22 protein-coding genes, 1 rRNA gene and 1 riboswitch are annotated in these 24,933 nt (G+C 71.7%); of the genes, 11 read left to right on the top strand and 12 right to left on the bottom strand.

Annotated features, from left to right (window positions below; all coding sequences use genetic code 11):
- The 4 genes from AB0N04_RS22705 to AB0N04_RS22720 form a co-directional block, all read right to left on the bottom strand.
- A 16S ribosomal RNA gene (locus tag AB0N04_RS22705) occupies positions 1 to 90 on the bottom strand; the annotation flags it as partial.
- Positions 91 to 516: 426 nt separating this feature from the next.
- The gene (locus tag AB0N04_RS22710; RefSeq protein ID WP_360221895.1) at positions 517 to 1,593 is read right to left on the bottom strand and encodes a low specificity L-threonine aldolase; all 1,077 of its coding nucleotides are present in this window, start codon (positions 1,591 to 1,593) and stop codon (positions 517 to 519) included.
- Positions 1,590 to 2,348, bottom strand: a complete 759-nt coding sequence (locus AB0N04_RS22715; protein ID WP_360221898.1) for an SDR family NAD(P)-dependent oxidoreductase — start codon at positions 2,346 to 2,348, stop codon at positions 1,590 to 1,592. Before AB0N04_RS22715 ends, AB0N04_RS22710 begins: the two co-directional genes overlap by 4 nt.
- Entirely contained in the window at positions 2,345 to 3,745 is a 1,401-nt protein-coding gene (locus AB0N04_RS22720; protein ID WP_360221901.1) for a DUF6421 family protein, read from the bottom strand. Before AB0N04_RS22720 ends, AB0N04_RS22715 begins: the two co-directional genes overlap by 4 nt.
- Before the next feature lie 671 nt (positions 3,746 to 4,416).
- On the opposite strand from AB0N04_RS22720, the gene AB0N04_RS22725 reads away from it, so the two are divergent.
- The 5 genes from AB0N04_RS22725 to AB0N04_RS22745 all read left to right on the top strand — a co-directional run bounded on the left by AB0N04_RS22725 (position 4,417) and on the right by AB0N04_RS22745 (position 9,009).
- Positions 4,417 to 5,310 (top strand): ABC transporter substrate-binding protein, encoded by an 894-nt coding sequence (locus tag AB0N04_RS22725; protein WP_360221904.1) that lies wholly within the window; start codon positions 4,417 to 4,419, stop codon positions 5,308 to 5,310.
- A 26-nt stretch (positions 5,311 to 5,336) separates the two neighbouring features.
- Entirely contained in the window at positions 5,337 to 6,209 is an 873-nt protein-coding gene (locus AB0N04_RS22730; protein WP_360221949.1) for an amino acid ABC transporter permease, read from the top strand.
- 118 nt (positions 6,210 to 6,327) lie between these two features.
- Complete coding sequence (locus AB0N04_RS22735) at positions 6,328 to 7,086, top strand: amino acid ABC transporter ATP-binding protein (RefSeq protein WP_360221907.1); 759 nt, start codon at positions 6,328 to 6,330, stop codon at positions 7,084 to 7,086.
- 155 nt (positions 7,087 to 7,241) lie between these two features.
- On the top strand, positions 7,242 to 7,805 hold the full coding sequence (locus tag AB0N04_RS22740; RefSeq protein WP_360221910.1) for a DUF5134 domain-containing protein: 564 nt from the start codon (positions 7,242 to 7,244) through the stop codon (positions 7,803 to 7,805).
- Positions 7,806 to 8,061: 256 nt separating this feature from the next.
- Positions 8,062 to 9,009: a M56 family metallopeptidase gene (locus tag AB0N04_RS22745; protein WP_360221913.1), complete on the top strand. Its 948-nt coding sequence runs from the start codon at positions 8,062 to 8,064 to the stop codon at positions 9,007 to 9,009.
- A 96-nt stretch (positions 9,010 to 9,105) separates the two neighbouring features.
- Here the strand turns inward: AB0N04_RS22745 and AB0N04_RS22750 are convergent, their stop codons facing one another.
- A complete protein-coding gene (locus AB0N04_RS22750; RefSeq protein WP_360221916.1) occupies positions 9,106 to 9,636 on the bottom strand; it encodes a MarR family transcriptional regulator in 531 nt (176 codons plus the stop codon).
- Positions 9,637 to 9,723: 87 nt separating this feature from the next.
- Between AB0N04_RS22750 and AB0N04_RS22755 the strand changes: the two genes are divergently transcribed.
- Together AB0N04_RS22755 and AB0N04_RS22760 are read left to right on the top strand one after the other, a co-directional pair.
- Positions 9,724 to 11,238, top strand: a complete 1,515-nt coding sequence (locus tag AB0N04_RS22755; RefSeq protein WP_360221919.1) for an MFS transporter — start codon at positions 9,724 to 9,726, stop codon at positions 11,236 to 11,238.
- A gap of 240 nt (positions 11,239 to 11,478) precedes the next feature.
- A complete protein-coding gene (locus tag AB0N04_RS22760) occupies positions 11,479 to 12,084 on the top strand; it encodes a TetR/AcrR family transcriptional regulator (protein WP_360221922.1) in 606 nt (201 codons plus the stop codon).
- Positions 12,085 to 12,199: 115 nt separating this feature from the next.
- Here AB0N04_RS22760 and AB0N04_RS22765 read toward each other — a convergent pair whose 3' ends face one another.
- On the bottom strand, positions 12,200 to 13,066 hold the full coding sequence (locus AB0N04_RS22765; RefSeq protein WP_360221925.1) for a helix-turn-helix transcriptional regulator: 867 nt from the start codon (positions 13,064 to 13,066) through the stop codon (positions 12,200 to 12,202).
- Between the two features lie 417 nt (positions 13,067 to 13,483).
- On the opposite strand from AB0N04_RS22765, the gene AB0N04_RS22770 reads away from it, so the two are divergent.
- Positions 13,484 to 14,005, top strand: a complete 522-nt coding sequence (locus AB0N04_RS22770) for an ATP-binding protein (RefSeq protein WP_360221927.1) — start codon at positions 13,484 to 13,486, stop codon at positions 14,003 to 14,005.
- 343 nt (positions 14,006 to 14,348) lie between these two features.
- Here AB0N04_RS22770 and AB0N04_RS22775 read toward each other — a convergent pair whose 3' ends face one another.
- Positions 14,349 to 14,612 carry a DUF397 domain-containing protein gene (locus AB0N04_RS22775; RefSeq protein WP_280679710.1) on the bottom strand — a complete coding sequence of 88 codons (264 nt, stop codon included), beginning with the start codon at positions 14,610 to 14,612 and terminating at the stop codon, positions 14,349 to 14,351.
- A 570-nt stretch (positions 14,613 to 15,182) separates the two neighbouring features.
- Here AB0N04_RS22775 and AB0N04_RS22780 point away from each other — a divergent pair.
- From AB0N04_RS22780 to AB0N04_RS22790, 3 genes are all read left to right on the top strand, one after another.
- Positions 15,183 to 16,124 carry a hypothetical protein gene (locus AB0N04_RS22780; protein ID WP_360221931.1) on the top strand — a complete coding sequence of 314 codons (942 nt, stop codon included), beginning with the start codon at positions 15,183 to 15,185 and terminating at the stop codon, positions 16,122 to 16,124.
- Between the two features lie 394 nt (positions 16,125 to 16,518).
- Positions 16,519 to 16,720: riboswitch (cyclic di-AMP (ydaO/yuaA leader) on the top strand.
- Positions 16,707 to 17,993 (top strand): transglycosylase family protein, encoded by a 1,287-nt coding sequence (locus AB0N04_RS22785; protein ID WP_360221934.1) that lies wholly within the window; start codon positions 16,707 to 16,709, stop codon positions 17,991 to 17,993. It overlaps the preceding riboswitch by 14 nt.
- 282 nt (positions 17,994 to 18,275) lie before the next feature.
- Positions 18,276 to 18,476, top strand: coding sequence for a hypothetical protein (locus AB0N04_RS22790; RefSeq protein WP_360221937.1), 201 nt, complete (start codon positions 18,276 to 18,278; stop codon positions 18,474 to 18,476).
- Between the two features lie 124 nt (positions 18,477 to 18,600).
- Here the strand turns inward: AB0N04_RS22790 and AB0N04_RS22795 are convergent, their stop codons facing one another.
- The 5 genes from AB0N04_RS22795 to AB0N04_RS22815 all read right to left on the bottom strand — a co-directional run bounded on the left by AB0N04_RS22795 (position 18,601) and on the right by AB0N04_RS22815 (position 24,723).
- On the bottom strand, positions 18,601 to 19,620 hold the full coding sequence (locus tag AB0N04_RS22795) for a LacI family DNA-binding transcriptional regulator (RefSeq protein WP_360221940.1): 1,020 nt from the start codon (positions 19,618 to 19,620) through the stop codon (positions 18,601 to 18,603).
- A gap of 25 nt (positions 19,621 to 19,645) precedes the next feature.
- Positions 19,646 to 21,364 carry a glycoside hydrolase family 13 protein gene (locus AB0N04_RS22800; protein ID WP_360221943.1) on the bottom strand — a complete coding sequence of 573 codons (1,719 nt, stop codon included), beginning with the start codon at positions 21,362 to 21,364 and terminating at the stop codon, positions 19,646 to 19,648.
- 37 nt (positions 21,365 to 21,401) lie between these two features.
- A complete protein-coding gene (locus AB0N04_RS22805) occupies positions 21,402 to 22,307 on the bottom strand; it encodes a carbohydrate ABC transporter permease (RefSeq protein ID WP_360221946.1) in 906 nt (301 codons plus the stop codon).
- 40 nt (positions 22,308 to 22,347) lie between these two features.
- Positions 22,348 to 23,352 carry a sugar ABC transporter permease gene (locus AB0N04_RS22810; RefSeq protein ID WP_363365159.1) on the bottom strand — a complete coding sequence of 335 codons (1,005 nt, stop codon included), beginning with the start codon at positions 23,350 to 23,352 and terminating at the stop codon, positions 22,348 to 22,350.
- Positions 23,353 to 23,445: 93 nt separating this feature from the next.
- Positions 23,446 to 24,723, bottom strand: a complete 1,278-nt coding sequence (locus AB0N04_RS22815) for an extracellular solute-binding protein (protein WP_360210774.1) — start codon at positions 24,721 to 24,723, stop codon at positions 23,446 to 23,448.
- Positions 24,724 to 24,933: the final 210 nt, after the last annotated feature.

Consider the following 24,933-nt stretch of genomic DNA (forward strand, 5'->3'; position numbering starts at 1 on the left):
GATCCACCCCGAAGGGCTTCACCGTTCGACTTGCATGTGTTAAGCACGCCGCCAGCGTTCGTCCTGAGCCAGGATCAAACTCTCCGTGAATGTCTGCCCGTAATCGGGCCACACTCGCGTTGAGCGGCACGGCAACCACCGGAATAGGGTGATCCCGCGCACTGCGTCCTCGCTGTGTTTTATTTCAAAAGGAATCTCCAACCCCGATCAGACGATCGAGGCCGGGGATGTCAACATATCTGGCGTTGACTTTTGGCACGCTGTTGAGTTCTCAAGGAACGGACACTTCCTTCGGTCTGCCTTCCAGCAGGCCCTCCGGGCGCTTCGTTCTTTCGTGTTTCCAGCTTATCAGATGTTTTCCGCTCCGTTTTCCCGGAGTTTCATTTCATCGGATTCGCTTTCCGCTTGTCCCCGCTCTCTCGCGGCGACTCCGGAACTGTACGGGGCCGGGCCCGCCACAAGCAAATCGTCCCGCCCTGCGGCTGCAGGGCGGGACGATCCGTCGTTCGGGCACCGTCAGGCGCGGCCCATCTCCTCGGCGATGGCCGCGGCGAAGGCGTCGATGTCGGCCTCCGTGGTGTCGAAGGCGCACATCCAGCGCACCTCGCCGGTGTGCTCGTTCCAGAAGTAGAAGCGGTAGCGCTTCTGCAGCCGCTCGCTCACCTCGCGCGGGAGGATCGCGAACACCGCGTTCGCCTGGACCGGGCGGACGACCTCGACGCCGTCGATCTTGCGGACGGCGGCCTCCAGGCGGCTGGCCATCGCGTTGGCGTGGCCGGCGTTGCGCAGGTAGAGGTCGCCGGAGAGCAGCGCCTCGAACTGCACGGAGACGAAGCGCATCTTCGAGGCGAGCTGCATCGAGGTCTTGCGCAGGTACTTGATGTTGCGCACCCGCTCGGGGTTGAGCACCACCACGACCTCGCCGAGCATCAGCCCGTTCTTCGTCCCGCCGAAGGACAGCACGTCGACGCCCACGTCCGTGGTGAAGGCGCGCAGCGGCAGGCCAAGCGAGGCGGCGGCGTTGGCCAGGCGGGAGCCGTCGACGTGGACGAGCATGCCGAGCTGGTGGGCGTGCTCGGTGATCGCGCGGATCTCGTCGGCGGTGTAGAGGGTGCCGAGCTCGGTGCTCTGGGTGATCGAGACCGCGAGCGGCTGCGCGCGGTGCTCGTCGCCGAAGCCCCAGGCCTGCTGGTCGAGCAGCTCGGGGGTGAGCTTGCCGTCCGGGGTGGGGACGGTGAGCAGCTTGATGCCGCCCATCTTCTCCGGGGCGCCGCCCTCGTCCACGTTGATGTGGGCGGTCTCGGCGGCGACCACGGCGCCCCAGCGCGGGAGCAGGGCCTGGAGCGCGACCACGTTGGCGCCGGTGCCGTTGAAGACGGGATAGGCCTCGGCCTTGTCCCCGAAGTGGCGGCGGAAGACGTCCTGGAGGTGCGTCGTGTAGTCGTCCTCGCCGTAGGCGACCTGGTGGCCGTCGTTGGCGAGGGCGATCGCGGCGAGGACCTCCGGGTGGATGCCGGCGTAGTTGTCGCTGGCGAAGCCGCGGACGGCGGGGTCGTGCCGCCGTACCGCGTCCGTGCCGGTGGGGTCGGTCATCGGGCTGTCAGCCACAGGTGCTGTCCGTTCAGTTCTGCTGCGGGGCGGTCCCAGAGGCCCGCGAGGTGTCCGGCGAGGTCGGCCGTGTCGGTGAAGCCCGCGAACTTCGCGTCCGGCTTCTCGGCCCGCATCTCGGGGCTGACCAGCGCCTTGATGACCAGGATCGCAGCAGCGGCGGTGGGCTCGCCGTCGGGGTCGGTGGTCTCCTTCTTGAAGGAGTCCGCCATGGCGAGGGTCCAGGCCTCGGTGGCCGCCTTGGCGGCCGCGTAGGCGGCGCCGCCGGCGGTGGGCTTGTGGGCGGCCGCGGCGGAGATCATCGCGTACCGGCCGGCGGGGCTGCGGACCAGCGCGGGCTGGAAGGCCAGCGAGGTGTGCTGGAGGGTCCGCACGACGGTGTCGTGCAGGAAGTCCCAGTCGTCCAGCCGGCTGTCGAAGAAGGTCTTGCTGCCGCGCCAGCCGCCGACCAGGTGGAACAGGCCGTCGACGTGGCCGTGCTCGGCCTCCAGGTGGTCGGCCCAGTCGTGGACCTCCTGCGGGTCGAGCAGGTCGATCACCTGTCCGCTGACCTTGGCGCCGCGCACGGCGATCCGGGTGGCGTCCAGGGCGGACTCGAGGCGCTGGGCGTCGATGTCGGCGCCGATCACGGTGGCACCGTCGGCGGTCAGGCGGCGCAGCACGGCCTGACCGGCCGGGCCGCTGGCTCCGGCGACGGCGATGACCTTGCCGGCCAGCGGGGCGTTGGCGGTCGTGGTCACGCGGCGACTCCCTGGATACCGGCGCCGGTGATGCCGGCGGTGGCGGCGATGACGCCGCCGAGCTTCTTGGACAGGGCCTCGTAGAACATGCTCAGCGGGAACTCGTCCGGGAGCACGGCGTCGCACAGCGCCTTGTTGAGGGCCTTGCCGTCGGTGATGTCGAGCGGCAGCGCCTCGGAGCCCTTCGCCCAGGTGGAGGCGGGGTGCGGGGTGAGGTAGCGGGAGACCAGCTCGTAGGCGGCGATCCAGTGGGCCGGCTTGGGCCGGTCGATGCCGTCGCGGTAGAGGGTCTCGATCTCGGCGCACAGCTCGTTGGTGACCTGCGGGGCCCGCTCCCAGTCGATGCTGAGGCGGTTGTCGCGCCAGCTCAGCGCGCCGTTCTTGTGCAGGTAGGCGAAGAGCAGCTGACCGCCGAGGCCGTCGTAGTTGCGCACGCGGTCACCGCTGACCGGGAAGCGGAACATCCGGTCGAAGAGGATCGCGTACTGGACGTCGCGGGCGTGGGCGTTGCCCTCGGCCTCCAGCTTCACCGCCTCCTTGAAGGTGGTGAGGTCGCAGCGGAGCTCCTCCAGGCCGTACATCCAGAACGGGCTGCGCTGCTTGATCATGAAGGGGTCGAACGGCAGGTCGCCGTGGCTGTGGGTACGGTCGTGCACGAGGTCCCACAGGACGAAGGTCTCCTGCGCGCGCTGCTGGTCCTGGAGCAGGCCCTCGGCGTCGGCCGGGATCTCCAGGCCGAGCTGCTGGACGGCGCTGGTGGTGACGGCGCGGAAGCGGGCGGCCTCGCGGTCACAGAAGATGCCGCCCCAGGTGAAACGTTCCGGCGCCTTGCGCACGGAGACCGTCTCGGGGAAGAGGACGGCGGAGTTGGTGTCGTAGCCGGCCGTGAAGTCGGTGAAGGTGATCGGCACGAACATCGGGTTGTCGAAGCGGGTGCGCTCCAGCTCGGCCAGCCAGTCGGGCCACACGACGCTCAGCAGGACGGCTTCCAGGTTGCGGTCCGGGTTGCCGTTCTGGGTGTACATCGGGAAGACGACCAGGTGCTCGAGGCCGTCCTCGCGCTGCTCCGCGGGCTGGAAGGCCAGCAGCGAGTCCAGGAAGTCGGGCTCGCGGTAGCCGGTGTCGGCCCACTTGGCGAGGTCGGCGTCGACGGCGGACAGGTAGGCGGCGTCGTGCGGGAAGTGCGGGGCGAGCTCCTCGACGGCGGCACGCACGGTGGCCACCAGCGGGTCGACGGTGTGCCGCTGCACAGCGGCGAGGTCGATGGAGCCGTCCTTGGACTGCAGCGGGCGCAGCGTCTCGACGGCCTCCTTCAGGCGCAGCCAGGCCGGGTGGCCGGCGAGGGTCGAGACCGGAGCGTCGGCCGCCGCAGCGAGCCGTGGCGAAAGATTCTGCATCGTGGACTCACTTCGACAGGAGTTATTTCAACGGGGACACCATAAGTACGAAAGGTTCTCCTGTTCAAGGGGGTCTCGACCGCCGAACCTCCGGCGGCGCCCCGGGTTCGTCTCCGCTTCGGCGCGGCGTCGACCCCGGGTCGGCCGCACGTCGGCTCCGGGCGGGCCGCGCCGCATCCCGCGCCGGTTCGGAGGTCGAGACGGCGGCGGGCCGGCCGCGGGTCGGGGCCGAGTCCGGGGCCGACTGCCGGCCGGGCGTCAACGCGGCCTCGCGGCACGCCCCCCGACGGTCCGTCGGGGCCCCGCGGCACCGCGGCCGCGACCTGGGCCCGCGGCCGGTTGTCCGGAATGTGGACAAGCTTCTGGATGTTCTGGACAGATGCGCCGTCGGGATGCGAACCTCCCGCCATGCTCCCGGCGGTGATCACGGTGGCCGAGCGCCACACCGACCTGTTCCGGGTGCCCTCTCGTTGTCGCGACTGCTGTCGCGCGTGCGGCCGCTGCCGCCGCTGTCGCTGATCCGGCTCGAAGGGCGCCGCGGACGCGGGCCCGTACGCCGACCATGCCGCGTGTGTTCCGGCGCCGCCACCGGGGGGAAGTGACCCGCCGGGCTCGCGGCCCGCGCCGCCGCCCCCGCCGTCCCGCCCGGTCCTTCTCCCTGGAGCCCCGCCATGACCCTCCGCAAGCCGTCCGCCACCGCCCTGCCCCTCGCCGTCCTGCTGGCCGCGGCCGCCGCGCTGACCGCGTGCGCGCCGCAGGACGCCAAGTCCGACGGGGCCGCCGCGGGCGCGTCCGGGAGCGCCGGAACGGCGGCGGGCTGCGCACCGGGGGCGCTGGCGACCCGGACGGCCGGCACGCTGACCGTCGGCACGGACAAGCCCGCCTACGACCCTTGGTTCGCCGAGGACAAGCCGGAGAACGGCAAGGGCTTCGAGTCCGCCGTCGCCTACGCCGTCGCGGACCGGCTCGGGTACCCCAAGGACAAGGTCACCTGGGTGGTCGCGCCCTTCGGCAAGGCCACCTCGCCGGGGGCCAAGGACTTCGACTTCGACATCAACCAGGTGTCCGTCAGCAGCGAGCGCAAGCAGGCCGTCGACTTCTCCTCCGGCTACTACGACGTGCGCCAGGCGGTCATCGCCCTGAAGAACTCCAAGGCCGCGGGGGCGAAGAGCATCGCCGACCTCAAGGGCGCCAAGCTGGGCGCACAGGTCGGCACCACCAGCCTCGACACCATCACCGGCACCATCAAGCCGAGCGTCCAGCCGGCCGTGTTCGACTCCAACGACCTCGCCAAGGCCGCGCTCAAGAACGGCCAGGTCGAGGCACTCGTGGTGGACCTGCCCACCGCCTTCTACATCACCGGCGCCGAGGTGCCGGAGGCACAGGTGGTCGGGCAGTTCGAGGGCGCCTCGCAGGGCGAGCAGTTCGGCCTGGTCCTGGACAAGGGCTCGCAGCTGACCGGCTGCGTCTCCCGGGCGGTCGACGCGCTGCGCTCCGACGGCACCCTGGCCAAGCTGGAGAAGCAGTGGCTCTCGGACGCCGTCTCGGCACCGGTGCTCAAGTGAGCGGCGAGGCGACGGCCACCGGGGCGGTGGCACCGGCGAAGGACGGGGGCGACGACTACCGCCCGTCCGAACGGCGACTGGCGCACGAGGCGTACCGGCGCGGCCGGGCCCGGCGGTCGGCGCTGATCGCCACCGCGTCCACCCTGGCGACGGCGCTCGTGCTCTACCTGCTGGTGGTCAACTCGCCCGGTTGGGAGGTGACCCGCCGGACGTTCCTCAGCGCCGACTACGCCCGCCAGGCGCTGCCCGAGGTGCTGAAGGGCCTGCGGCTGAACCTGGAGCTGATGCTCGGCTGCGGGGCCCTCATCCTGGTGTTCGGGCTGCTGCTGGCGGTGCTGCGGACGCTGCGCGGGCCGGTGTTCCTGCCGGTCCGGCTGCTGGCCACCGCGTACGTGGACTTCTTCCTCGGACTGCCGATGATCATCTGCCTGCTGGTGATGATCACCGGGGTGCCGGCGCTCCGGCTCACCGGCGTGACCACCGACCCGTTGCTGCTCGGCGGGGCGGCCCTGGTGCTGACGTACTCGGCGTACGTGTCGGAGGTGTTCCGCTCCGGGATCGAGTCGGTGCACCCGAGCCAGCGCGCCGCGGCCCGTTCGCTGGGGCTCACCAACGCGCAGGCCATGCGGTACGTGGTGCTGCCGCAGGCCGTCCGACGGGTGGTGCCGCCGCTGCTGAACAACCTGGTGAGCCTGCAGAAGGACACCGGACTCGTCTCGATCGGCGGGGCGATCGACGCCGTGTACGCGGCGAAGATCATCGCGGCCCGGTCGTTCAACTTCACGCCCTACCTCGTGGCGGGTCTGGTGTTCATCGTGCTGACCATTCCGCTGACCCGGTTCGCGGACTGGCTGACGGCCAGGACGAACCGCCGGCGGTTCCAGGGCGGTGCGGTGTGAACGCGCGCGGCGGGCGCGGGCAGCACCGCGGGCGGGGCCGGCACGGAGGGCGCCGGACCGGCGGGTACGAGACGGGGTGGCCGGCCGAGCGGTGCGGCCGAACGGGTGAGGTGAGCGGATGAGCACGGCCGACGTGCTCCGGCTGGAGTCGGTGCGCAAGACCTACGGCGGCCAGGTCGTGCTGCGCGACGTGGACCTCACCGTGCCCGAGCACTCGGTGACGGCGCTGATCGGCGCGTCCGGCTCGGGCAAGTCCACCCTGATGCGGTGCGTCAACCTGCTGGAGGGGACCGACGACGGGGCGATCTTCCTGGACGGCGAGGAGATCACCGACCCCCGGACCGACGAGGACGCCGTCCGGCGGCGGATCGGGGTGGTCTTCCAGTCCTACAACCTGTTCCCGCACCTGACCGTGCTGGAGAACATCACGCTGGCCCCGCGCCGGGTGCACCGGCTCGCGCGGGCCCAGGCGGAGGCGAAGGCGCTGGAACTGCTGGAGCGGCTCGGCCTGGCGGCGAAGGCCCGGGAGTACCCGGACCGGCTCTCGGGCGGCCAGCAGCAGCGCGTCGCCATCGTGCGGGCGCTCGCCACCGGGCCGCGGCTGCTGCTGCTCGACGAGATCACCGCGGCCCTCGACCCGGTCCTGGTCGGCGAGGTGCTCTCGGTGGTGCGCGACCTCAAGGAACAGGGGATGACGATGGTCCTCTCGACCCACGAGATGGGGTTCGCCCGCGAGGTGGCCGACCAGGTCTGCTTCCTGGACGACGGCGTGGTCCTCGAACAGGGACCGCCGGAGCAGGTCCTCGGCGACCCGAGGGAGGAACGGACGCGGCAGTTCCTCAGCCGGGTCGTCGCCTCGGGCCGGCTGCAGGGCTGATCCTGCCGGAGCGGGTACGGCGGGGTGCGCGCCCGAGGACGCACCCCGGCCGACACCACCGTGCGCCCCGGTGCGCGCCCTGGCCGCGCCCCGGCGGCAACGGTGATCGTGGACGGGACGGGGCCACCCGTCACCGATCGCGGGGGAGGCCGCCGTTGCACGGACCCGTCCTGATCAGCTGGCTGCTGGCCCTGCTCACCGCGGCCGCCGGGGCCTACTGCCTCACCCGGCTCCGCCGCTCCCCCTGCACCGCGGGCGCCCCGCCCCGCGCCGGCACCCGCCGACTGATCGCCCGCGAGTCGGACGCCGCCGAGGCCCTGATGGGGCTGGGCATGGCGGCGATGGCCGTCACCGGTGGAGCCGTCCCGGCCGCCGTCTGGGCCTCGCTGTTCGGGCTCCCGGCCGCGGTCTTCCTGCTCGCCGCCGCACACGCCCCGGCCCGCCGGGCGCACCGGCTGCACCACGCGGTGGGCGCCCTCGCCATGACCTACATGGCCCTCGCGATGGCCGCCGGCACCGGTCACCACCACGGAAGCGGCGCCGGAACGCCGCTGGTGACCGGCGCTCTGCTGCTCTACTTCGGCGGGTACTCGCTCTGGGCCGGCGCCCGGCTCCTGCGCACCTCCGCCGGAACCCTGGTGGTGGGCGCCGCCGGACTGCCGCGGGCCTGCCGCCTCACCATGGGGATCGGCATGTTCGCCATGCTGCTGACGATGTGAGCCGATCCCTCCCCGCAGACGCGGAACCGCGGCCGCGGCCGTGCCCGTATCCGTGCCCGAACCAACGCCCGAGCCCGCTCCTGCGCCCGTGCCCGCGCCCGCGCCCGCCGGAGGGGTGCCGCTCGGAGCCAAGGCCCCGCCCCTCGCGTGGCGTTGGTCACTGGCCGGTCGAAAGCCGTTCCTCCGGGCGTCGCCAGCGCATAGGTTGGCAGGGAGCGCCTCGTCGCGTTCCGTGCGTACTCGGGGAGCCCATGCGATGCCTGCCCTGATCGGTCTGCTGCTGCTCGGACTGCTGCTCTCGACCGTCGCGCCCCGGCTGCTGGCCCGGGCCCGCTGGGTGGAGCGAGAACCGGTACTGGCGCTGCTGGTGTGGCAGTGCCTCGTCGTCGCCGTGCTGCTGTGCTGCGTCCTGAGCCTGCTGCTGGCCGCGTCCGCCGCCCTGCCCGAGCTGCGCGCCCTGGTCTTCGCGGGGGCCCCGCACGGCGTCGAGGCCGCGTACGGTCTGCAGGACGCCGAGGGCTGGGGCCGGCTGTGCGCCGCGGTGCTGGCGGCGGGCGGGTTGCAGACGGCTTTCGCGCTCACCCGGGAGGTCCGGACGGCCAAGGCGGTGCGCGATCGTCGGCACGCCCAACTGACCAGCCGGGCTCCGGAGTTGCCCGAGGCCATCGCTGCCGCCCGGAGCCGCCGGGAGCGGCTGGTGGTCCTGGAGAGCGTCCGCCCGGAGGCCTGGTCGCTGCCGGGCCCCGACTCCCGCCTGGTGGTGACCACCGGCGCGCTCCAACAGTTGACCGATCGGGAGCTGGCCGCCGTCCTGAGCCACGAGCGCGGGCACGTCCGGGCCCGGCACCACTGGCTGCAGCAGGCGTCGCAGGCGCTGGCCTCGGGCTTCCCGGGCGTCGGCGTGTTCAGCGCCTTCCGGGACCAGGTGGCGGAGCTGGTCGAGCTGGCGGCCGACGACCGGGCGGCACGGCGGCACGGTCGGCACACCACCGCCCTCGCGCTGGCCGAGATCAACCTGGACCGCGGGGTGTTCGGCTCCTGCCCGCCGGGGCTGGCGCAGTCCCCCCGCCGGGTCGACCGGCTGCTCGCCGGCCGGCCGCGGCTCTCCGTCCCGCACCGGCTCCGGCTCACCCTGGTGGCCCTCGCCGCGCCCGCCGCCGCCGTGCTGCTGGCGGTCGCTCCGGGGCTGGTCTCGCAGTTTTGAGGGCGGCCACCACCGGCCCGCCGGGCCCGCCGGGCGCGCGGAAGCGTCGCCCCGGTCGATCGAAAAGGCAGTACCGGCAGCACGGTTGACGGAACGTCAGGCGGCCGGTCCGGGCCACCCCTCGACCGTCCCGCCCGAAGCGGTCGACCCACTCGGCCCGGACGACGCACTCGGCCCGGACGACGCACTCGGCCCGGACGACGCACTCGACCCGGACGGTCCGATCGGCCCGCCCAGGGTCAGTTCGAGCACCTCGCGGTGCAGCGGCCTGGCCTGCAGGTACCGCTCCTTGCCGGCCTCGGTCAGGGTGAGCATGATGCCGCGCCGGTCGCTCTCGCACATCGCCCGGGTGACCAGTCCGGCCTTCTCCAGTCGGGCGATCAGCCGGGAGAGCGCGCTCTGGCTGAGGTGGACGGTGTGGCCCAGCTCCTGGACCCGCACGGTGGGCCGGCCCTCTCCCGAGCACGCTTCGGCCAGGCGTTCCAGCACCTCGAACTCGCTCATGCCCAGCCCGCACTTCTCGCCCAGCTCGCGGTCGAGCATGCAGGCCGTGGCGGCGTGCCGGGCCAGCAGGTCGCGCCACTGCGCGACGAGACCGGCCTCCGCCGGGGAGTCGAGTTCAGCCACGCCGCCACGGTAGCACATGCATCGGCAACATATGTGTTCACATCTTATTCATTTGCATTGAATGCACACGCATGTACTGTCCTCCCCATGACCACCGCGACCGCCACGCCACCCGACGCCCCGTCAACCAGCGGGCTGAACTGGACCCCCCGCCTCTGGGGCACCCTCATCGTGCTCTGCGCCGCCATGTTCCTGGACGCCCTGGACGTCTCCATGGTGGGCGTCGCCCTCCCCTCCATCGGCTCCGAGCTGCACCTCTCCACCTCCGCCCTGCAGTGGGTGGTCTCCGGTTACGTGCTCGGCTACGGAGGCCTGCTGCTGCTCGGCGGCCGCGCCGCCGACCTGCTCGGCCGTCGCCGGGTCTTCCTCGTCGCGCTGGGCGTCTTCGCCGCCGCCTCCCTCGTCGGCGGCCTGGTCGACGACGGCGGCCTGCTGATCGCGGCCCGCTTCCTCAAGGGCGTCAGCGCCGCATTCACCGCCCCCGCCGGCCTGTCGATCATCACCACGACCTTCGCCGAGGGCCCCGCCCGCAACCGGGCCCTGTCCATCTACACCACCTGCGGCGCCAGCGGCTTCTCACTCGGCCTCGTGCTCAGCGGCCTGCTCACCTCCGTCGGCTGGCGCTGGACCTTCCTGATGCCCGTGCCGGTCGCACTGCTCGCCCTGCTCTTCGCGGTCCGCCTGCTCCCCCGCCCCGTCGAGGAGAAGGCCAAGGGCGGCTACGACGTGCTCGGCGCGATCACCGGCACCGCGACCGTCCTGCTACTGGTCTTCACCGTCACCGAGGCGCAGGGCGCCGGCTGGCTGAGCGCCCGCACGCTGGGCTCCCTGGTCGTGGTCCTCGCGCTGGCCGCCGCCTTCCTGCTGATCGAGAGCCGTACCGCCCACCCGCTCGTCCGGCTCGGCATCTTCCGCAACGGCTCGGTCGCCCGGGCCAACGTGATCGCCTTCGCGATGACCGGTGCGTACGGCGGGTTCCAGTTCGTCGTCACCCTCTACCTGCAGCACCTGCTCGGCTGGTCGGCACTGCAGATGGCGCTCGGACTGCTGCCGGCCGGCGCCTTCATCGCGCTCTCGGCACCGTTCATGGGCCCGATCGTGGACCGCTTCGGCACCGGCCGGCTGCTGCCGATCGGCCTGGTCGCCCTGGTCGGGGCGTTCGCGCTGTTCCTGCGGCTGGACGAGCACAGCTCGTACCTCGGCCTGGTGCTGCCCTCGATGCTGCTGCTCGGCGTCGGCTTCGCGCTGGCCTTCCCCTCGGTGAACATCGCCGCCACCGACGGGGTGGACGACGAGGAGCAGGGCCTGGCCTCAGGACTGGTCAACACGGCGATCCAGGTCGGCACCGCCGTGGTCCTGGCCGGGGCGACCGCGATGATCACGGCCGGCAGCGCCGGCGGCGACAGCCCGCAGGCCCAGCTGGACGGCTACCGGCCGGCCCTGGCGTTCGTCACCGCGGTCGCGCTGCTCGGACTGCTGATCGCCGCGGCGGGCGCCCTGACGGACCGGCGCAGGAATTCAACCCCCCTGACCTCGGCCGACTATGATGACTCGTCAGCCGGTTCGAAGGAGACCCGGGAGGAAGTGCTGACCACCGGCTGAGCCTCGGTCGCCACCCTGGCCGCCCCCCGGCGGCCATCGGCGATGTCGCCGGCTCCACCAAACCCCCGTCTTGGTGGAGCCGGCCGTCTTCGTACCGGTCGCGGGACCGGCGCCGAGCGGCGCCCGACCAGCACGCGACCACACGGTGCGACCCTCGGCTCCGCAAGTATATTGGCTCGCAGCCAACGAACGTTCGGAGCAGACACGATGGCACCTCGGGGGGATTCGGTCAATGAGGAGATGCGGCAGCGCTCCCGGCGGCGCATCATGCGGGCCACCGTCGAACTCGTCGACCAGCGCGGATACGCGGGCACCACGCTGACCGACATCGCCGAGCGGGCCGGACTCGCCCGCGGGCTACTCTCGTACTACTTCGACGGCAAACGGCTGCTGATGCAGTCCGCCACCCACCGGATGATGCACCAGGCCCTTTCCGGCGCCCTGGCCGAACTGGCTCCGGGCGCCTCGCCGGAGGCCCGGCTCGCCCGCGCGATAGACGCCGTCCTGGCCCTAGCGATGGAGCACCCGCGGGTCATGCGCTCGCACCTCGCGCTGATCCTGGACCCGGACACCGGGGCCTTCGTCCAGGATCCGGAGCAGCAGCAGCTCGGCGCGATCCTTCAGGGCCTGCTCGCGGACTGGGGCGCCCCCGATCCGACCGCCGAACACGCCGTCCTGCGCAGCGCGCTGATGGGCGGCTGCATAGGCGTGCTGCTGCCGGGCGCCGAGCTCCCGCTCGCGCCGATCCGGGCCGACCTGTTCCGCCGCTACGAACTGCCCTGGGAGCTGGGCCGCCCCCCGCAGGCGGCGCCGCCGGAACGCGAACGGCCGCCGGCCCGCGGTTGACGGCGGGAGGGCGGCTCGACGGCACGGGGCCGGACGGGAGCTGGAACCGGGGCGGGGGCGGAGCGCGGAGCACCGGTCACGGAGGGGCCGTCGGGCGGCCCCGCCGGGCGGCGGCTCAGCGCTCCTTCAGGATCGAGGCCAGCAGGTCTATGGTGCGCTCGGGCGTGAGGCTGTCCACGCAGAGCCGCTCCATGACCTGGATGTAGGCGTCGACGTCGTCCCGCTTGTCCAGGTACAGCGCACTGGTGAGCTGCTCCAGGTAGACCACGTCCGCGAGGTCCTGCTCCGGGAAGCGCAGGATCGTGAACGCCCCGGACTCGCCCGCGTGCGCACCGAAGCGGAAGGGCATGACCTGGATGACGACGTTGGCCTGCTCGGCGACGTCGATCAGGTACTGCACCTGACCGCGCATCACCTTGGGCCCGCCGACCGGACGGCGCAGGGCGGCCTCGTCGATCACCGCCCACAGGCGCGGATTGGCGCCCTCGGTCAGCAGCTTCTGGCGGCGCAGGCGGAGGCTGACCCGCCGCTCGACCTCCTCCTCGCTGATGACCGGCCGACTCTGGCCGAAAACCGCCCGTGCGTACTCCTCGGACTGCAGCAGTCCGGGGATGAACTGCACCTCGTAGGTGCGGATCAGCTGGGCGGCCTCCTCCAGGCCGACGTAGGTCTGGAACCATCCCGGCAGCACGTCGTTGAAGCTGTGCCACCAACCGGACTTGTTCGCCTCGCGGACCAGGCCGAGCAGGGCCTCCCGCTCGATGCCGTCGTCCACCCCGTACAGGCTGAGCAGGTCGGCGACGTCGCGCTCCTTGAAGCTGACGCGGCCGAGTTCCATCCGACTGATCTTGGACTCGGAGGCGCGGATCGCGTAGCCGGCATCCTCGCGCGTGATGCCGCGCGTCTCGCGCAGTCGGCGCAACTGGGAGCCGAGGAGGATCCGGCGGACCATCGAGCCGCCGCCCGGCTGAACTGTGGTCATGCGGTCGAAACCTCCACCTAGGGCAAACAGCGCACAGTCTGCCATCAGTTGAGCGCTCACGGTGCCGATACTGACGGATGTTCCTATCAGTTCCGCACTCCATGTACCAGGATGCACGTGCAGACGGCGCTTGCATATGCCAATAGTGCGACTGCACGTGAATCGACTCTTGCATCTGCAGTGAGCGCACACCACCATGGTGCACGTGCACCTGCACATCCCTGGCAATCCCGCGGGCTCCGCGTCGACCCCACGCGCGACTCCGTGCACCGACTCGGCAGCGTCCCCGCGCCACCGGGCGTTCGAGTGCGCGCGCGCCTGGTCGAGGGGGCGGCCGAGCGGCCGAGCGAGTCGGAGGTGACCGGCATGACCCCGGCGGGTCCAGCCGTGTCCGCCCCCTTATGGGAGGAGCTCTTCATGAGCACCGGTACGGCTTTGGCGGTTGACCCCCATGTGGTCACCTGTACGCTCGCTCCTCGCTTCGAAGCCGTCAGAACCGCACGCGACTTCGCCAGAACCTCGCTTCAGCGCTGGGGCCTGATGGAGCTGTTCGACGACGTCGCACTGGTGGCCTCGGAACTGGTGACCAACGCGCTGCGGCATGCGGTCGGCGCACGGCCCGACCCGACGGGCGGCGCCCCGGGCGAGTACGACTTTCCCACACAGCCCACCGCGGACGGCCGGCTGCCGATCCGAATAAGCCTCGTCCACCGCTCCCCCCAGGTGGTCTGTGCGGTGAGCGACCCGAGCAGCATCGGCCCGGTCGCCCGCGAGGCGGACTTCGTCGCCGAGTCCGGCCGCGGACTCCACCTGGTGGAGTCGTTCAGCCAGTCCTGGGGCTGGCACCCGCTGGGCAGCGGCAAGGTCGTCTGGGCCCTGTTCGAGGCGGAGCCGCTCGTCGGCTCCGAACTCGGTGGACGGCACCGGCGCTCGGCCTAGGGCCGGGCGGCGCGCGGCCGGCCGCCGACGGCACCGGGAGGACGGCACCCCGGGCCGCGCGGACCGGTGCGACGAACCGGGCGCGACCTCCTTACCGGCCCCGGCACGCCCCGCGGGCCGATCGGCCGCGGCGATCCGCCGAAGAGGCCGTGCGACACATTCCCGTGCAGTTCGGGCCGCGTGTTCCGGCGCCGGCGGCACGACGGAATTCCGGTGGAACACCGCTCGCGGCGGAATCCGGGCGGGCACCCCCGCGCCATTACCGGAAAGCGCACCGGAAAAGACAAAGGCCGTCGTGGTGTCAGCACCCACGACGGCCCCCCGATGGCGATGCGGCGGCCGGTCAGACCGCCAGGTGGTCGAACTCCCCGTCCTTGGCCCCCAGCAGCAGGGCGGCGATCTCGGCACGGGTGTAGATGAGCGCCGGACCTTCCGGGAAACGCGAGTTGCGCATCGCCACATCGCCCCCCGGCAGGGCCGCGAACTCGACGCAGTTCCCCTGGGAGTTGCTGTGCAGGCTCTTCTGCCAGACCACCCCCTTGAGGTCGGCGGCCGCCATCCCGTTGTAGGTGTCGTACGAGCCGTGCGTGTCCTGCGAGTCGTGCATAGAAATCTCCCGAAGAGCTCCGGAGTGGTCGTCCAGCGCGGCGCCCCCGGCACCCGCCGAACGAACGGACCGGCCCCGTACCGGCCCGGAACAACGCCTCACTTGACGCGATGATAGCTGCAGTGCACGTGCATCAGCACGGGACGTTGCAGGTGCACGATGCTTTTCACCGGCGGCCCCGAACTCTTCACGGACCCTTTTCCTGACGGTACGTAAACGGACATAGCCGACTGAATCGACGAAGTCCCGATAACCGGCCGTGAGCGGACCCCCGCTGAATGTTGATCTTCGAATGCCGGGAGTCGCACTCCTGTGACCCTCCGTCAGACGCATCGGACAGCACCTCCGCGCTGTGAGACATCTCACGCACCGCACGTGCAACGCGCAGCCCCGTCCGGGACGTCACGGCAACCACCGGAGCCCTTCCGGGGGTTGGGTGAGATATGTCCGCATTGCTGTGGATCCGCCCGGATCGGCACACGTCGCGCACCGCGCGCGCACCGCGGCCGCGCGGAACCCGAACGGCAGCCGACTGCAGGCCCGACCGGCCGATGTCCTACGATCTCCGGCATGAGCACCGCAGCCATCCCGGGCGCGCCACTGCCCGTCCGCACTCCAGGCTCCCGTGCGCGGGGGCGCCACCGCCGTCCCGAGCGCCCCGAGATTCCGACCGGCGCCCCGGCCCTGGTGCTGGCCGTGCCCGCGACCGCAGGGCCCGAGTCCCGCTCGGTCGTCGAGGAACTGCTGTCGATCGTCCGCAGCGAGCAGGCCGGCGTCCGCACCGCGGTCGGCTACCTCCCCGGTGGGAACACCGAGGCCGACGACAGCGAGGACCGCACCGTCGCCGAGCTCCTGGCCATGGCCGCCGAGGCCGGCCTGCCGGTGCCCGTCGTGGTCCCGCTGGTCCCCGGCCCGCACGGCTTCCTGACCGAACTCCACGCCCTCGCAGCGGAGTACGGCGCGTCCGTCACCGACGTGCTCGGCCCGCACCCGCTGCTCGCCGAGGCCGTCCACGTGCGCCTGTCCGAGGCCGGGCTGGCCCGCGCCGACCGGGCCAGGCTGTTCGCCATCGCGACCGCCGCGGACGGCGTGGTCCTGACCACCGTCGGCGGCGAGGAGGCCGCCGCGGCGGCCGGCATCACCGGCGTACTGCTGGCGGCCCGGCTGGCCGTCCCGGTCATCCCCGCCGCGCTCGACGTGCCCGGCTCGGTGGCCGCGGCCGTCAACCACCTCAAGGAGACCGGCTCCCTGCGCCCCGCGCTGGCCCCGCTGGTGATCGGCCCGGAGGCCGACTCCGAGCTGCTCGCGACGGCCGCCGAGGAGACGGGCTGCCCGTCCGCCGCTCCGCTGGGCGCCTACCCGACGGTCGGCCAGCTGATCGCCTCGACCTACCTGGCCGCGCTGCCGGCGCCCTCCCCGGAGGAGCTGGCCCAGGCCGAGGCGGAGGCCGCCGCGGAGGCCGCTGAGGGCACCCACGGCGCCCACGCCGCCGCCGGGGGGCCCGAGGAGTAGTAGCGGGACACCACGCGCACCGAAGGGCCCGGAACGGCTTCGTTCCGGGCCCTTCCGGCTTGCCCCGTACGGGAGTTAAGGCGTGAATAGGCGTGATGTCCGTTCTGTTGATGTTTGATCGGTTCTGCCCGGGGCGCGGGCCGGCGGCCGGGAATCGGCCGCGCCTCCCGCATCGCGGACGCGCCCGATCGCACCCCGACGCGTCGTCAGCCGTTTCCTGAGGAACGGCCAGTTGTGCGCACCCGTGGCGCCGTTGCGGGAAAACGATCATTTCGGATCATGACGGACAGCGGAAACGATCATTCTCGCCAAACCGTGATGCGCATCACAGTGTTTGCGGTTTGAACTTAAGTCTGCTTAACGTGCTCCCCGTTCGTGACCACACGGACCCAGTTCATCCGCAACGCCGAGTCCTGCCGTCGGATGCCCTGGCAGCGCGAAAACGCACCACGGCAGGAGCGGGGGACCCACAGGTAAGTCGCCCCGGACCGTTCCCAGGAACGGTTCAGGGCTAGGGGTGAAGCCGCGTCCACAGCGCGGCCGGGCAACTCCAGCCCGAATCCGACAGCTCACCTCGCAGGCGTGGGAGAGGACCACGTCTTCATGCTGCCCACCAACGGCACCCGTCTGTCCAGCCGCACCCGCCGCGTCATCGCCGCCATCGGCGTCGCGGGCGTCGGCCTCACGATCCCCTGCCTCACCACCGGCACCGCCTCCGCCGCCTCCGTCGCGACCTGGGACAAGGTCGCCCAGTGCGAGAGCAGCGGCAACTGGAGCATCAACACCGGCAACGGCTTCTACGGCGGCCTGCAGTTCACCTCCAGCACCTGGGCCGCCTTCGGCGGCACCGCGTACGCCCCGCAGGCCAACCTGGCCACCAAGGACCAGCAGATCGCCGTCGCCGAGAAGGTCCTCGCCTCGCAGGGCCCCGGCGCCTGGCCGGTCTGCTCGGTCCAGGCCGGCCTGACCAAGGGCGGCGCCCCGGCCGCCGTCGACACCTCCGCGGGCTCCACCGCCGGTGCTACGGCCGCCAAGCCCGCCCCGGCCGCCAAGCCCGCGCAGACCCCCGCCCCGGCCACCAAGCCGGCCGCGCCGGCCCAGGAGCAGACCTCCGGCGACTCCGCCAAGAGCACCTGGACCCAGAAGCACCAGGAGCAGACCCAGGGCGGCGCCCAGGCCGAGAGCGACGACTACACCGTCGTGGCCGGCGACTGGCTGTCCTCCATCGCCGACAAGCACAACATCGACGGCGGCTGGCAGCGGCTCTACGAGCTCAACCGCGGCACCCTGACCGACGGCCCGAACACCATCTACCCGGGCCAGCACCTGTCCTTCAAGGACGCCGGCCACGGCCGGCAGGCGGCCACCGCGACCAAGTCCGGCTCCGACTTCAGCTGGTTCGACCGTTCGAAGAAGTCCGGCCAGACCACCGACGGCGGTGCCGTGAACGCCAAGCCGGCCGCGCAGACCCAGGCCCCGGCCGCCCAGGCCCCGGCCCAGGCCGCCACCGGCAGCATGGCCGCCGCGGTCTCCTTCGCCGAGTCGAAGGTCGGCCAGGCCTACGTCTACGGCGGCACCGGCAACGGCGGCTGGGACTGCTCCGGCCTGACCCAGGCCGCGCTGCGCGCCGCGGGCGTCTCCATCCCGCGCGTGGCCGCGGACCAGGCCGCCGCCAGCACCCACGTCTCGCTGGACAACCTGCAGCCGGGCGACCTGCTGTTCTGGTCCAACAACGGCCAGGACTCCGGCGTCTACCACGTCGCGATCTACGTCGGCGGCGGCAAGTACGTCGAGGCCGCCAACCCGAGCTCGGGCGTGCGCGAGCAGACCGTCGCCAACTGGGCCCCGGACTTCGCCGGCCGGGTCTGAGGCACACCGGCGGGCCACGGGCGGCACGGCACAGCCGACGGCTGACGGCGAACAGCTGACGGCGAACAGCTGACAGATTTCAGATTTCAGCCGACAGATTTCATCATCTGAAACCCGTCATCTGTCACCCGCCCCCGTTGCCCGCCACACGGAACCCCCGGGGGAGAGCCCGATCGCTCTCCCCCGGGGGTTCCGGCGTACCCGCCCTCCGCCGGCCGAAGGTCATGGTCAAAGCCGGCCACAACGGGCATGCTGCTGCTCTGCACCCGAGGAGGAGCCACCATGGCCCAGGTCACCGTCACACTCGACGCCAACCTCGCGATCGACGCGATGCTGCTCTCCGGCACCAAGAACCCGCAGGACGCCGTCGAACTGGTCCTGCGGGACTACCTGGCCCGCGGCCGCCGCACCGGGACCCGGACCGGCGACCCCGCCGGCGACCGGCGGCTCACCCGCAGCCGCCCCACCGACCAGCAGGGCTGACCCGCCCCACCCGCCGCCGTCCGCGCCACCCCCGCACACGGCACACGGCACACGGCACCCATGCGAAACGGGCCCCGGGGAGCGGTCGCTCCCCGGGGCCCGTCGGCCGTCCACGGCCCGTCGCTCAGCGCGCGCAGGCCCCCGTCGAGCCCCGCATGACCAGCTCCGGCTGGAACATGAACTCCCCCCGCTGGGCCGCGTTGCCGCCGACCTCCTCCAGCAGCGCGTCCACCGCCGCCGTGGCCATCGCCTCGACCGGCTGGCGGATCGTCGTCAACGGCGGCTCGGTGAAGGCGATCAGCGGCGAGTCGTCGAAGCCGACCACCGACACGTCCTGCGGCACCGACAGCCCGCGCTGGCGCACCGCCCGGATCGCCCCGAGGGCCATCATGTCGCTGCCGCACACGATCGCCGTGCAGCCCTTGTCGAGCAGCGCCCCGGCGGCCGCGTGCCCGCCCTCGACGCTGAACAGGGTGTGGTGGACGAGGTCCTCGGCCTCCTCCGCGCTGCGCCCGAGCACCTCGCGCATCGCCGCCGTGAAGCCCTCGATCTTGCGCAGCACCGGCACGTACCGGCGCTGCCCCACGGCCAACCCGATCCGCTCGTGGCCGAGTTCGGCCAGGTGCTGGACGGCCATCCACATCGCGGCGCGGTCGTCCGGCGAGATGAACGGGGCGGCGATCCGCTCGCTGTAGCCGTTGATCAGGACGAAGGGCACCCCGCGGCCGGCCAGCCGGGCGTACCGGTCGTGGTCGGCGGTGGAGTCGGCGTGCAGCCCGGAGACGAAGACGATGCCCGCCACGCCCCGGTCGACCAGCATCTCCACCAGTTCGTCCTCGGTGGATCCGCCCGGCGTCTGGGTGCACAGCACCGGGGTGTACCCGTGCCGGCTGAGCACCTGCTCGATCACCTGGGCCAGCGCGGGGAAGATCGGGTTGCTCAACTCCGGCGTGATCAGCCCGATCAGGCCCGCACTGCGCTGGCGCAGCCGGGTCGGCCGCTCGTAACCGAGCACGTCGAGCGCGGCCAGCACGGTCTGCCGGGTGGCGGCCGAGACGTTCGCCTTGCCGTTGAGTACGCGGGAGACGGTGGCTTCGCTGACCCCCGCCTGCGCCGCGATGTCTGAGAGTCGCGCCGTAGTCACGGTCCCAGAGCCTATTGCAACCACGTCAGACCGCCCACCAGCCGGTGCTGTCCGGTGCGAGCACCGTCTCGCCGCCGTCCACCACCGGGTCCGCCGAGGAGAGCAGGAGCCGCCCGGGCACGGGTATCCGGACCGGCTCGCCGGTGGTGTTCACCGTGCAGACGAAGGCGCCGCGGCGGAACGCCAGGGTGCCCTCGGGGCCCTCCAGCCACTCGACCTCCGTCCCGGCGCCCAGGTCGGCCTGGGAGCGGCGGACGGCGAGCGCGCTGCGGTAAAGCTCCAGGGTGGACGTCGGGTCGCCGGTCTGCGCCTCGACGCTGAGCTCGGCCCACTGCGCCGGCTGCGGCAGCCAGGAGGGCCCGCCGGCGACCGGGCCGAAGCCGTACGGGGCCTCGGTGCCGGACCACGGGATCGGGACGCGGCAGCCGTCGCGGTAGCCGTCCTGCCCGGCCTGGCGGAAGAAGGACGGGTCCTGGCGCACCTCGTCCGGCAGGTCGGTGACGTCGGGCAGGCCGAGCTCCTCGCCCTGGTAGACGTACGCCGAGCCGGGGAGCGCGAGCATCAGCAGGGTGGCGGCGCGGGCGCGGCGCAGGCCGAGCGCGCGGTCGCCGGCGGTGCGGATCTGGGTGCCGAGGCCCGGCTCGTTGGCGAAGCGGGTGGCGTGCCGGGTGACGTCGTGGTTGGAGAGCACCCAGGTGGTGGGGGCGTCGACCGGGCGCATCGAGTCGAGCGAGACGTCGATCACCTCGCGCAGCGCGGCGGCGTCCCAGTCGGTGCCCAGGTACTGGAAGTTGAAGGCCTGGTGGAGCTCGTCGGGGCGCACGTAGTTGGCGGTGCGCTGGACGGTCGGCGTCCAGGCCTCGGCGACGCCGATCCGCTGGCCCGGGTACTCGTCGAGGATCTTGCGCCAGCTGCGGTAGATCTCGTGAACGCCGTCCTGGTCGAAGAAGGGCATGACGTCGTTGCCCAGCAGCTTGAGCTGGTCGGAGCCGCCGAGGTCGGGCAGGCCGGGGGCCTTGACCAGGCCGTGGGCGACGTCGATGCGGAAGCCGTCCACGCCCATGTCGAGCCAGAACCGCAGGATCGAGCGGAACTCGTCGCCGACGGCCCGGTTCTCCCAGTTGAAGTCGGGCTGCTCGGGCGCGAACAGATGCAGGTACCAGTCGCCCGGGGTGCCGTCGGGGTTCTCGGTCCGGGTCCAGGCCGGGCCGCCGAAGATGGACTCCCAGTCGTTGGGCGGCAGTTCGCCGTTCTCGCCCTTGCCGGGAAGGAAGTGGTAGCGCTCGCGCAGCGGGGACGCAGGACCCTCGCGCAGGGCGCGCTGGAACCACTCGTGCTGGTCCGAGGAGTGGTTGGGGACGAGGTCGACGATGATCCGCAGTCCCAGCTCGTGGGCGTCCCGGATGAGGGCGTCGGCGTCCAGCAGGGTGCCGAACATCGGGTCCACGGCGCGGTAGTCGGCGACGTCGTAGCCGGCGTCCGCCTGCGGCGAGGCGTAGAACGGCGAGAGCCAGACCGCGTCCACGCCGAGGTCGCGCAGGTACGGCAGGCGGCTGCGGACGCCGGGCAGGTCGCCCATGCCGTCGCCGTTGGAGTCGGCGAAGCTGCGCGGGTACACCTGGTAGATGACCGCGTCCCGCCACCAGTCTCTGGAGGCGCCGCCAGTCGCAGGAGCCGGGGTGGCCGCCTCGTGGGCGGTGGCGTCGGCGGCAGGCCGGGAGGTGTCGGCCAGGTTCTGGGTCATGGACGGTATCCCTTGGGGACTAGAGGAGCGAGGAGCGTTACGACTTGGAGGCACCGGCGGTCAGGCCGGTGACCAGGTGGCGCTGCACCAGGTAGAAGAAGACCGAGGACGGGATGGCGATCAGCACGGCGGTCGCCGCCATGAAGTTCCACTGCGCGTCGTGCTCGCTGACGAAGGTCTGCAGGCCCACGGCCAGCGTGTACTTGTCGGAGCTGAGCATGAAGGTGGAGGCGAAGGCGACCTCGGCCCACGCGGTCAGGAAGGAGTAGAACGCGGCCACCGCCAGGCCCGGGCGGGCGAGCGGCAGGACGAGCCGCCAGAAGGTGCCGATCGGGGTGAGGCCGTCGACCCGGCCGGCCTCGTCGATCTCCACCGGGATGGTGTCGAAGTAGCCCTTCAGCAGCCAGGCGCAGTACGGCACGGTGGTCGTCGAGTACACCAGGATCAGGCCGGTGTAGCTGTCCAGCAGGCCGAGCTCGGAGAGGATCGTGTACATCGGCACGATCAGCACCGCGATCGGGAACATCTGGGTGACCAGCAGCGACCACATCAGCGGCTTGTGGCCGGGGAACTTCATCCGGGAGACGGCGTAGCCGGTGGTGGCGGCGACCATGACGCCGAACACCGTGGTGACGCCGGAGACCAGGAAGGCGTTGCCGAACCAGGTGAAGAAGTCGGTGTCGAACAGCACGTGGTGGTAGTTCGACAGGGTCAGCTTGTCGAGGATCCCGCCGGGGTGCAGGTAGTCGGTCTTGTCCGGTCCGAGGGAGATGTAGAGGATCCACAGGACCGGGAAGAGGGCGACCAGGCTCGCCAGGATCAGGGCGCCGTGGGACAGCGCGGTGGCCAGCGGGCTGCTCCGGCCGCGGCGGCGGACCCTGGTGGGCCGGGCGGCGGGGGTCGCCGTCGGCGCCGCGGCGGGGCGTTCGGTGGTGGTGCTCATCGGGGTTACCTGCCTTCGTGGGTCAACTGGGTCCGGGGCCTCAGCCGTTGGCCTGCTCGTTGCGGGCGAGCCAGCGCCGGTAGAAGGCGGTGAAGACGATGAGGATGGACAGCAGGATCACGCCGTACGCGGCGGACTGCGCGTAGTCCCGGGGCTGCTGGCCGAAGCCGAGCCGGTAGGCCCAGGTGACCAGCAGCTGGGCGTCGGAGCCGCCGCTGGTGCCGAACAGCAGGAAGATGACGGCGAACTGGTTGAACGTCCAGATCACGCCGAGCAGGACGACGGTCGAGGAGACGGTGCGCAGCCCGGGCAGGGTGACGTGCCGGAAGCGCTGCCAGGCGGTGGCGCCGTCCATCTCGGCCGCCTCGTACAGCTCGGCCGGGATCGACTGCAGGCCGCCGAGGAGGGAGATCATCATGAACGGCACGCCGACCCAGGTGTTGACCAGGATCGCGGCCGCCTTCTGCGCCAACGGGTCGTCCAGCCAGCCGGGTTGGGGCAGGTGCAGGGCGGAGAGCAGGCCGTTGACGGCGCCGCCGTCGGCGAGCATCAGGCGCCAGGAGAAGACGGTGACGAAGGTGGGGACGGCCCAGGGCAGGATGAGCAGCATCCGGTAGACGGCGCGTCCGCGCAGCTTCTGGTTCAGCAGCAGGGCGAGGCCCAGGCCGATGGTGTAGTGCAGGACGACGCAGAGCGCCGTCCAGGTGATGGTCCAGACGAAGTGCGACCAGAAGCGGTCGTAGGAGCCGGGGCCCCAGAGGATGTCGGCGTAGTTGTCGAGGCCGACGAACTTGTAGGACGCCGGGATGTGGTTGACGCCGATCGTGCGGGCGGAGTTGAGGCTGTTGGCGTCGGTGAGCGTGAGCCAGACGCCCTCGACCAGCGGGTAGATCACCAGCACGCCGAGCACCAGCACCACGGGGGCGATCATCGCGTAGGCGTACCAGTGCTTGGCGTAGGAGCGCTTGAGGCGTTCCAGCAGGCCCGGACGCTGCTCGCGCTCCCGGCTGCCCTTGCCGGTGGCGCCCTGCACGGCGACTGACATCGATTGCACCTTCTCGGGGTGAGGTCTCGGGGAGAGCGGGTCCGGCCGTCGGGCCCGCCGTGCACGCGGCGGGCCCGACGGCCGGGGGGGGGACTACTTGGCGAAGCCCGGCAGGAGCTTGGCGTAGTCGGTCGCGATGGTGCTCAGGGCGTCCTGGGTGCCGGTGCCCTGGACGGCCTTGCCCAGGTTGGTGCCGAGCGAGGCGAACAGCGAGCTGTACTCGGGCAGCTCGGGGCGCGGCTTGGCGCTGGGGAGGACGGCCTGGAAGCCGGCGATGCCCGGGTCGGCCTTGACGTCGGCCGTGAAGGCGTCGGAGCGGGTCGGCAGGGTGGAGTTCTTCTGCGCGATGAAGGCCTGGCTCTCCGCCGAGGTCATGAAGGCGGCGAACTTCTCGGCGGCGGCCTTGTGGGCCTGGTCGGCACCGGCGTAGACGGAGATGTTGTGGCCGCCGGTGGGGGCGCCGCCCTTGCCCGCGGAGCCGGCCGGGACGGGCGCGATGCCGAGGTTCTTCTTGTCGGCGAACGCGGCGCCCTTGTAGATGTTGGTGATCTCCCACGGGCCCTGGATGATCGCCGCGACCTTGCCGCTGTTGAAGGCGTCCATCATGTGCGCGTAGGCGTCGGTGGTGACGTCGGCCTTGGCCATGCCCGGCGCGGTGAACATCGTCTTGTACGTCTCGACGGCCTTGACGGCCTCCGGCGAGGCGACGGTGATCTTCTTGCCGGCGGCGTCGACGGTGTCGGTGCCCTCGCCGAACAGGAACGGCATGGCGTAGTAGCCGTCCGCGGCCTTCAGCCAGAAGCCGTCGACGCCCGCCTTGTCCTTGAGCGCGGCGGCGTCGGTCTTCAGCTCGTCCCAGGTCTTGGGGGCGTCGGTGATGCCGGCCTTGGCGAACAGGTCCTTGTTGTAGAGCAGGCCCAGGGTGTCGGTGACCAGCGGCACGCCGTAGAGCTTGCCGTCGTACTTGGCCTGCTGGATCAGGCTGGGCTGGAAGGCGGAGGTGTCGGCGGCGGCCGGGGTGCCGTCCAGCGGCTCCAGGTAGCCGGCCTTGGCGAAGGCGGCGGTCCAGCCGACCTCGGAGCGGAACACGTCCGGAGCGCCCTTGGCCCCCATGGCGGTCTGCAGCTTGTTCTGCGCCTGGTCGAACGGGACGTTGACGAAGTCGACCTTGACGTTCGGGTTGGCGGCCTCGAACTTCTTGACGAGCTCCTGGTAGTTCGGCGCCTCGTTGGTGGCGTTCGAGGTGTCCCAGTACGTGAGGGTGACCGGCCCGTCGGCCTTGCCGTCCGAGCTGGAGCCGCTGCTGCCACAGGCAGCCATCGAGACCGCGAGGGCCACAACGAGGGCAGAGGCCGCGATGCCACGCCGCATGAGAACTCCTTGGGAGGGTGGGGGTGCCCGAGATGTTCGGAGACAGGCGCATAATGGCTGCCTCGTGCCGACCGCACCGTTGCTGCCGTCGGGCTCGGGAAGGAAGTTAACAGCGGCGCAATAGCGACGGAAAGTCCTTGCAGCAAGTTTCTGCAAGAAATAGCGATCGTTACGCCCGCGTGTCCTGGACGTAGCCGCACGGTAGTGGAC

The organism is Kitasatospora sp. NPDC051702 (assembly GCF_040681575.1).
GTDB lineage: Bacteria > Actinomycetota > Actinomycetes > Streptomycetales > Streptomycetaceae > Kitasatospora.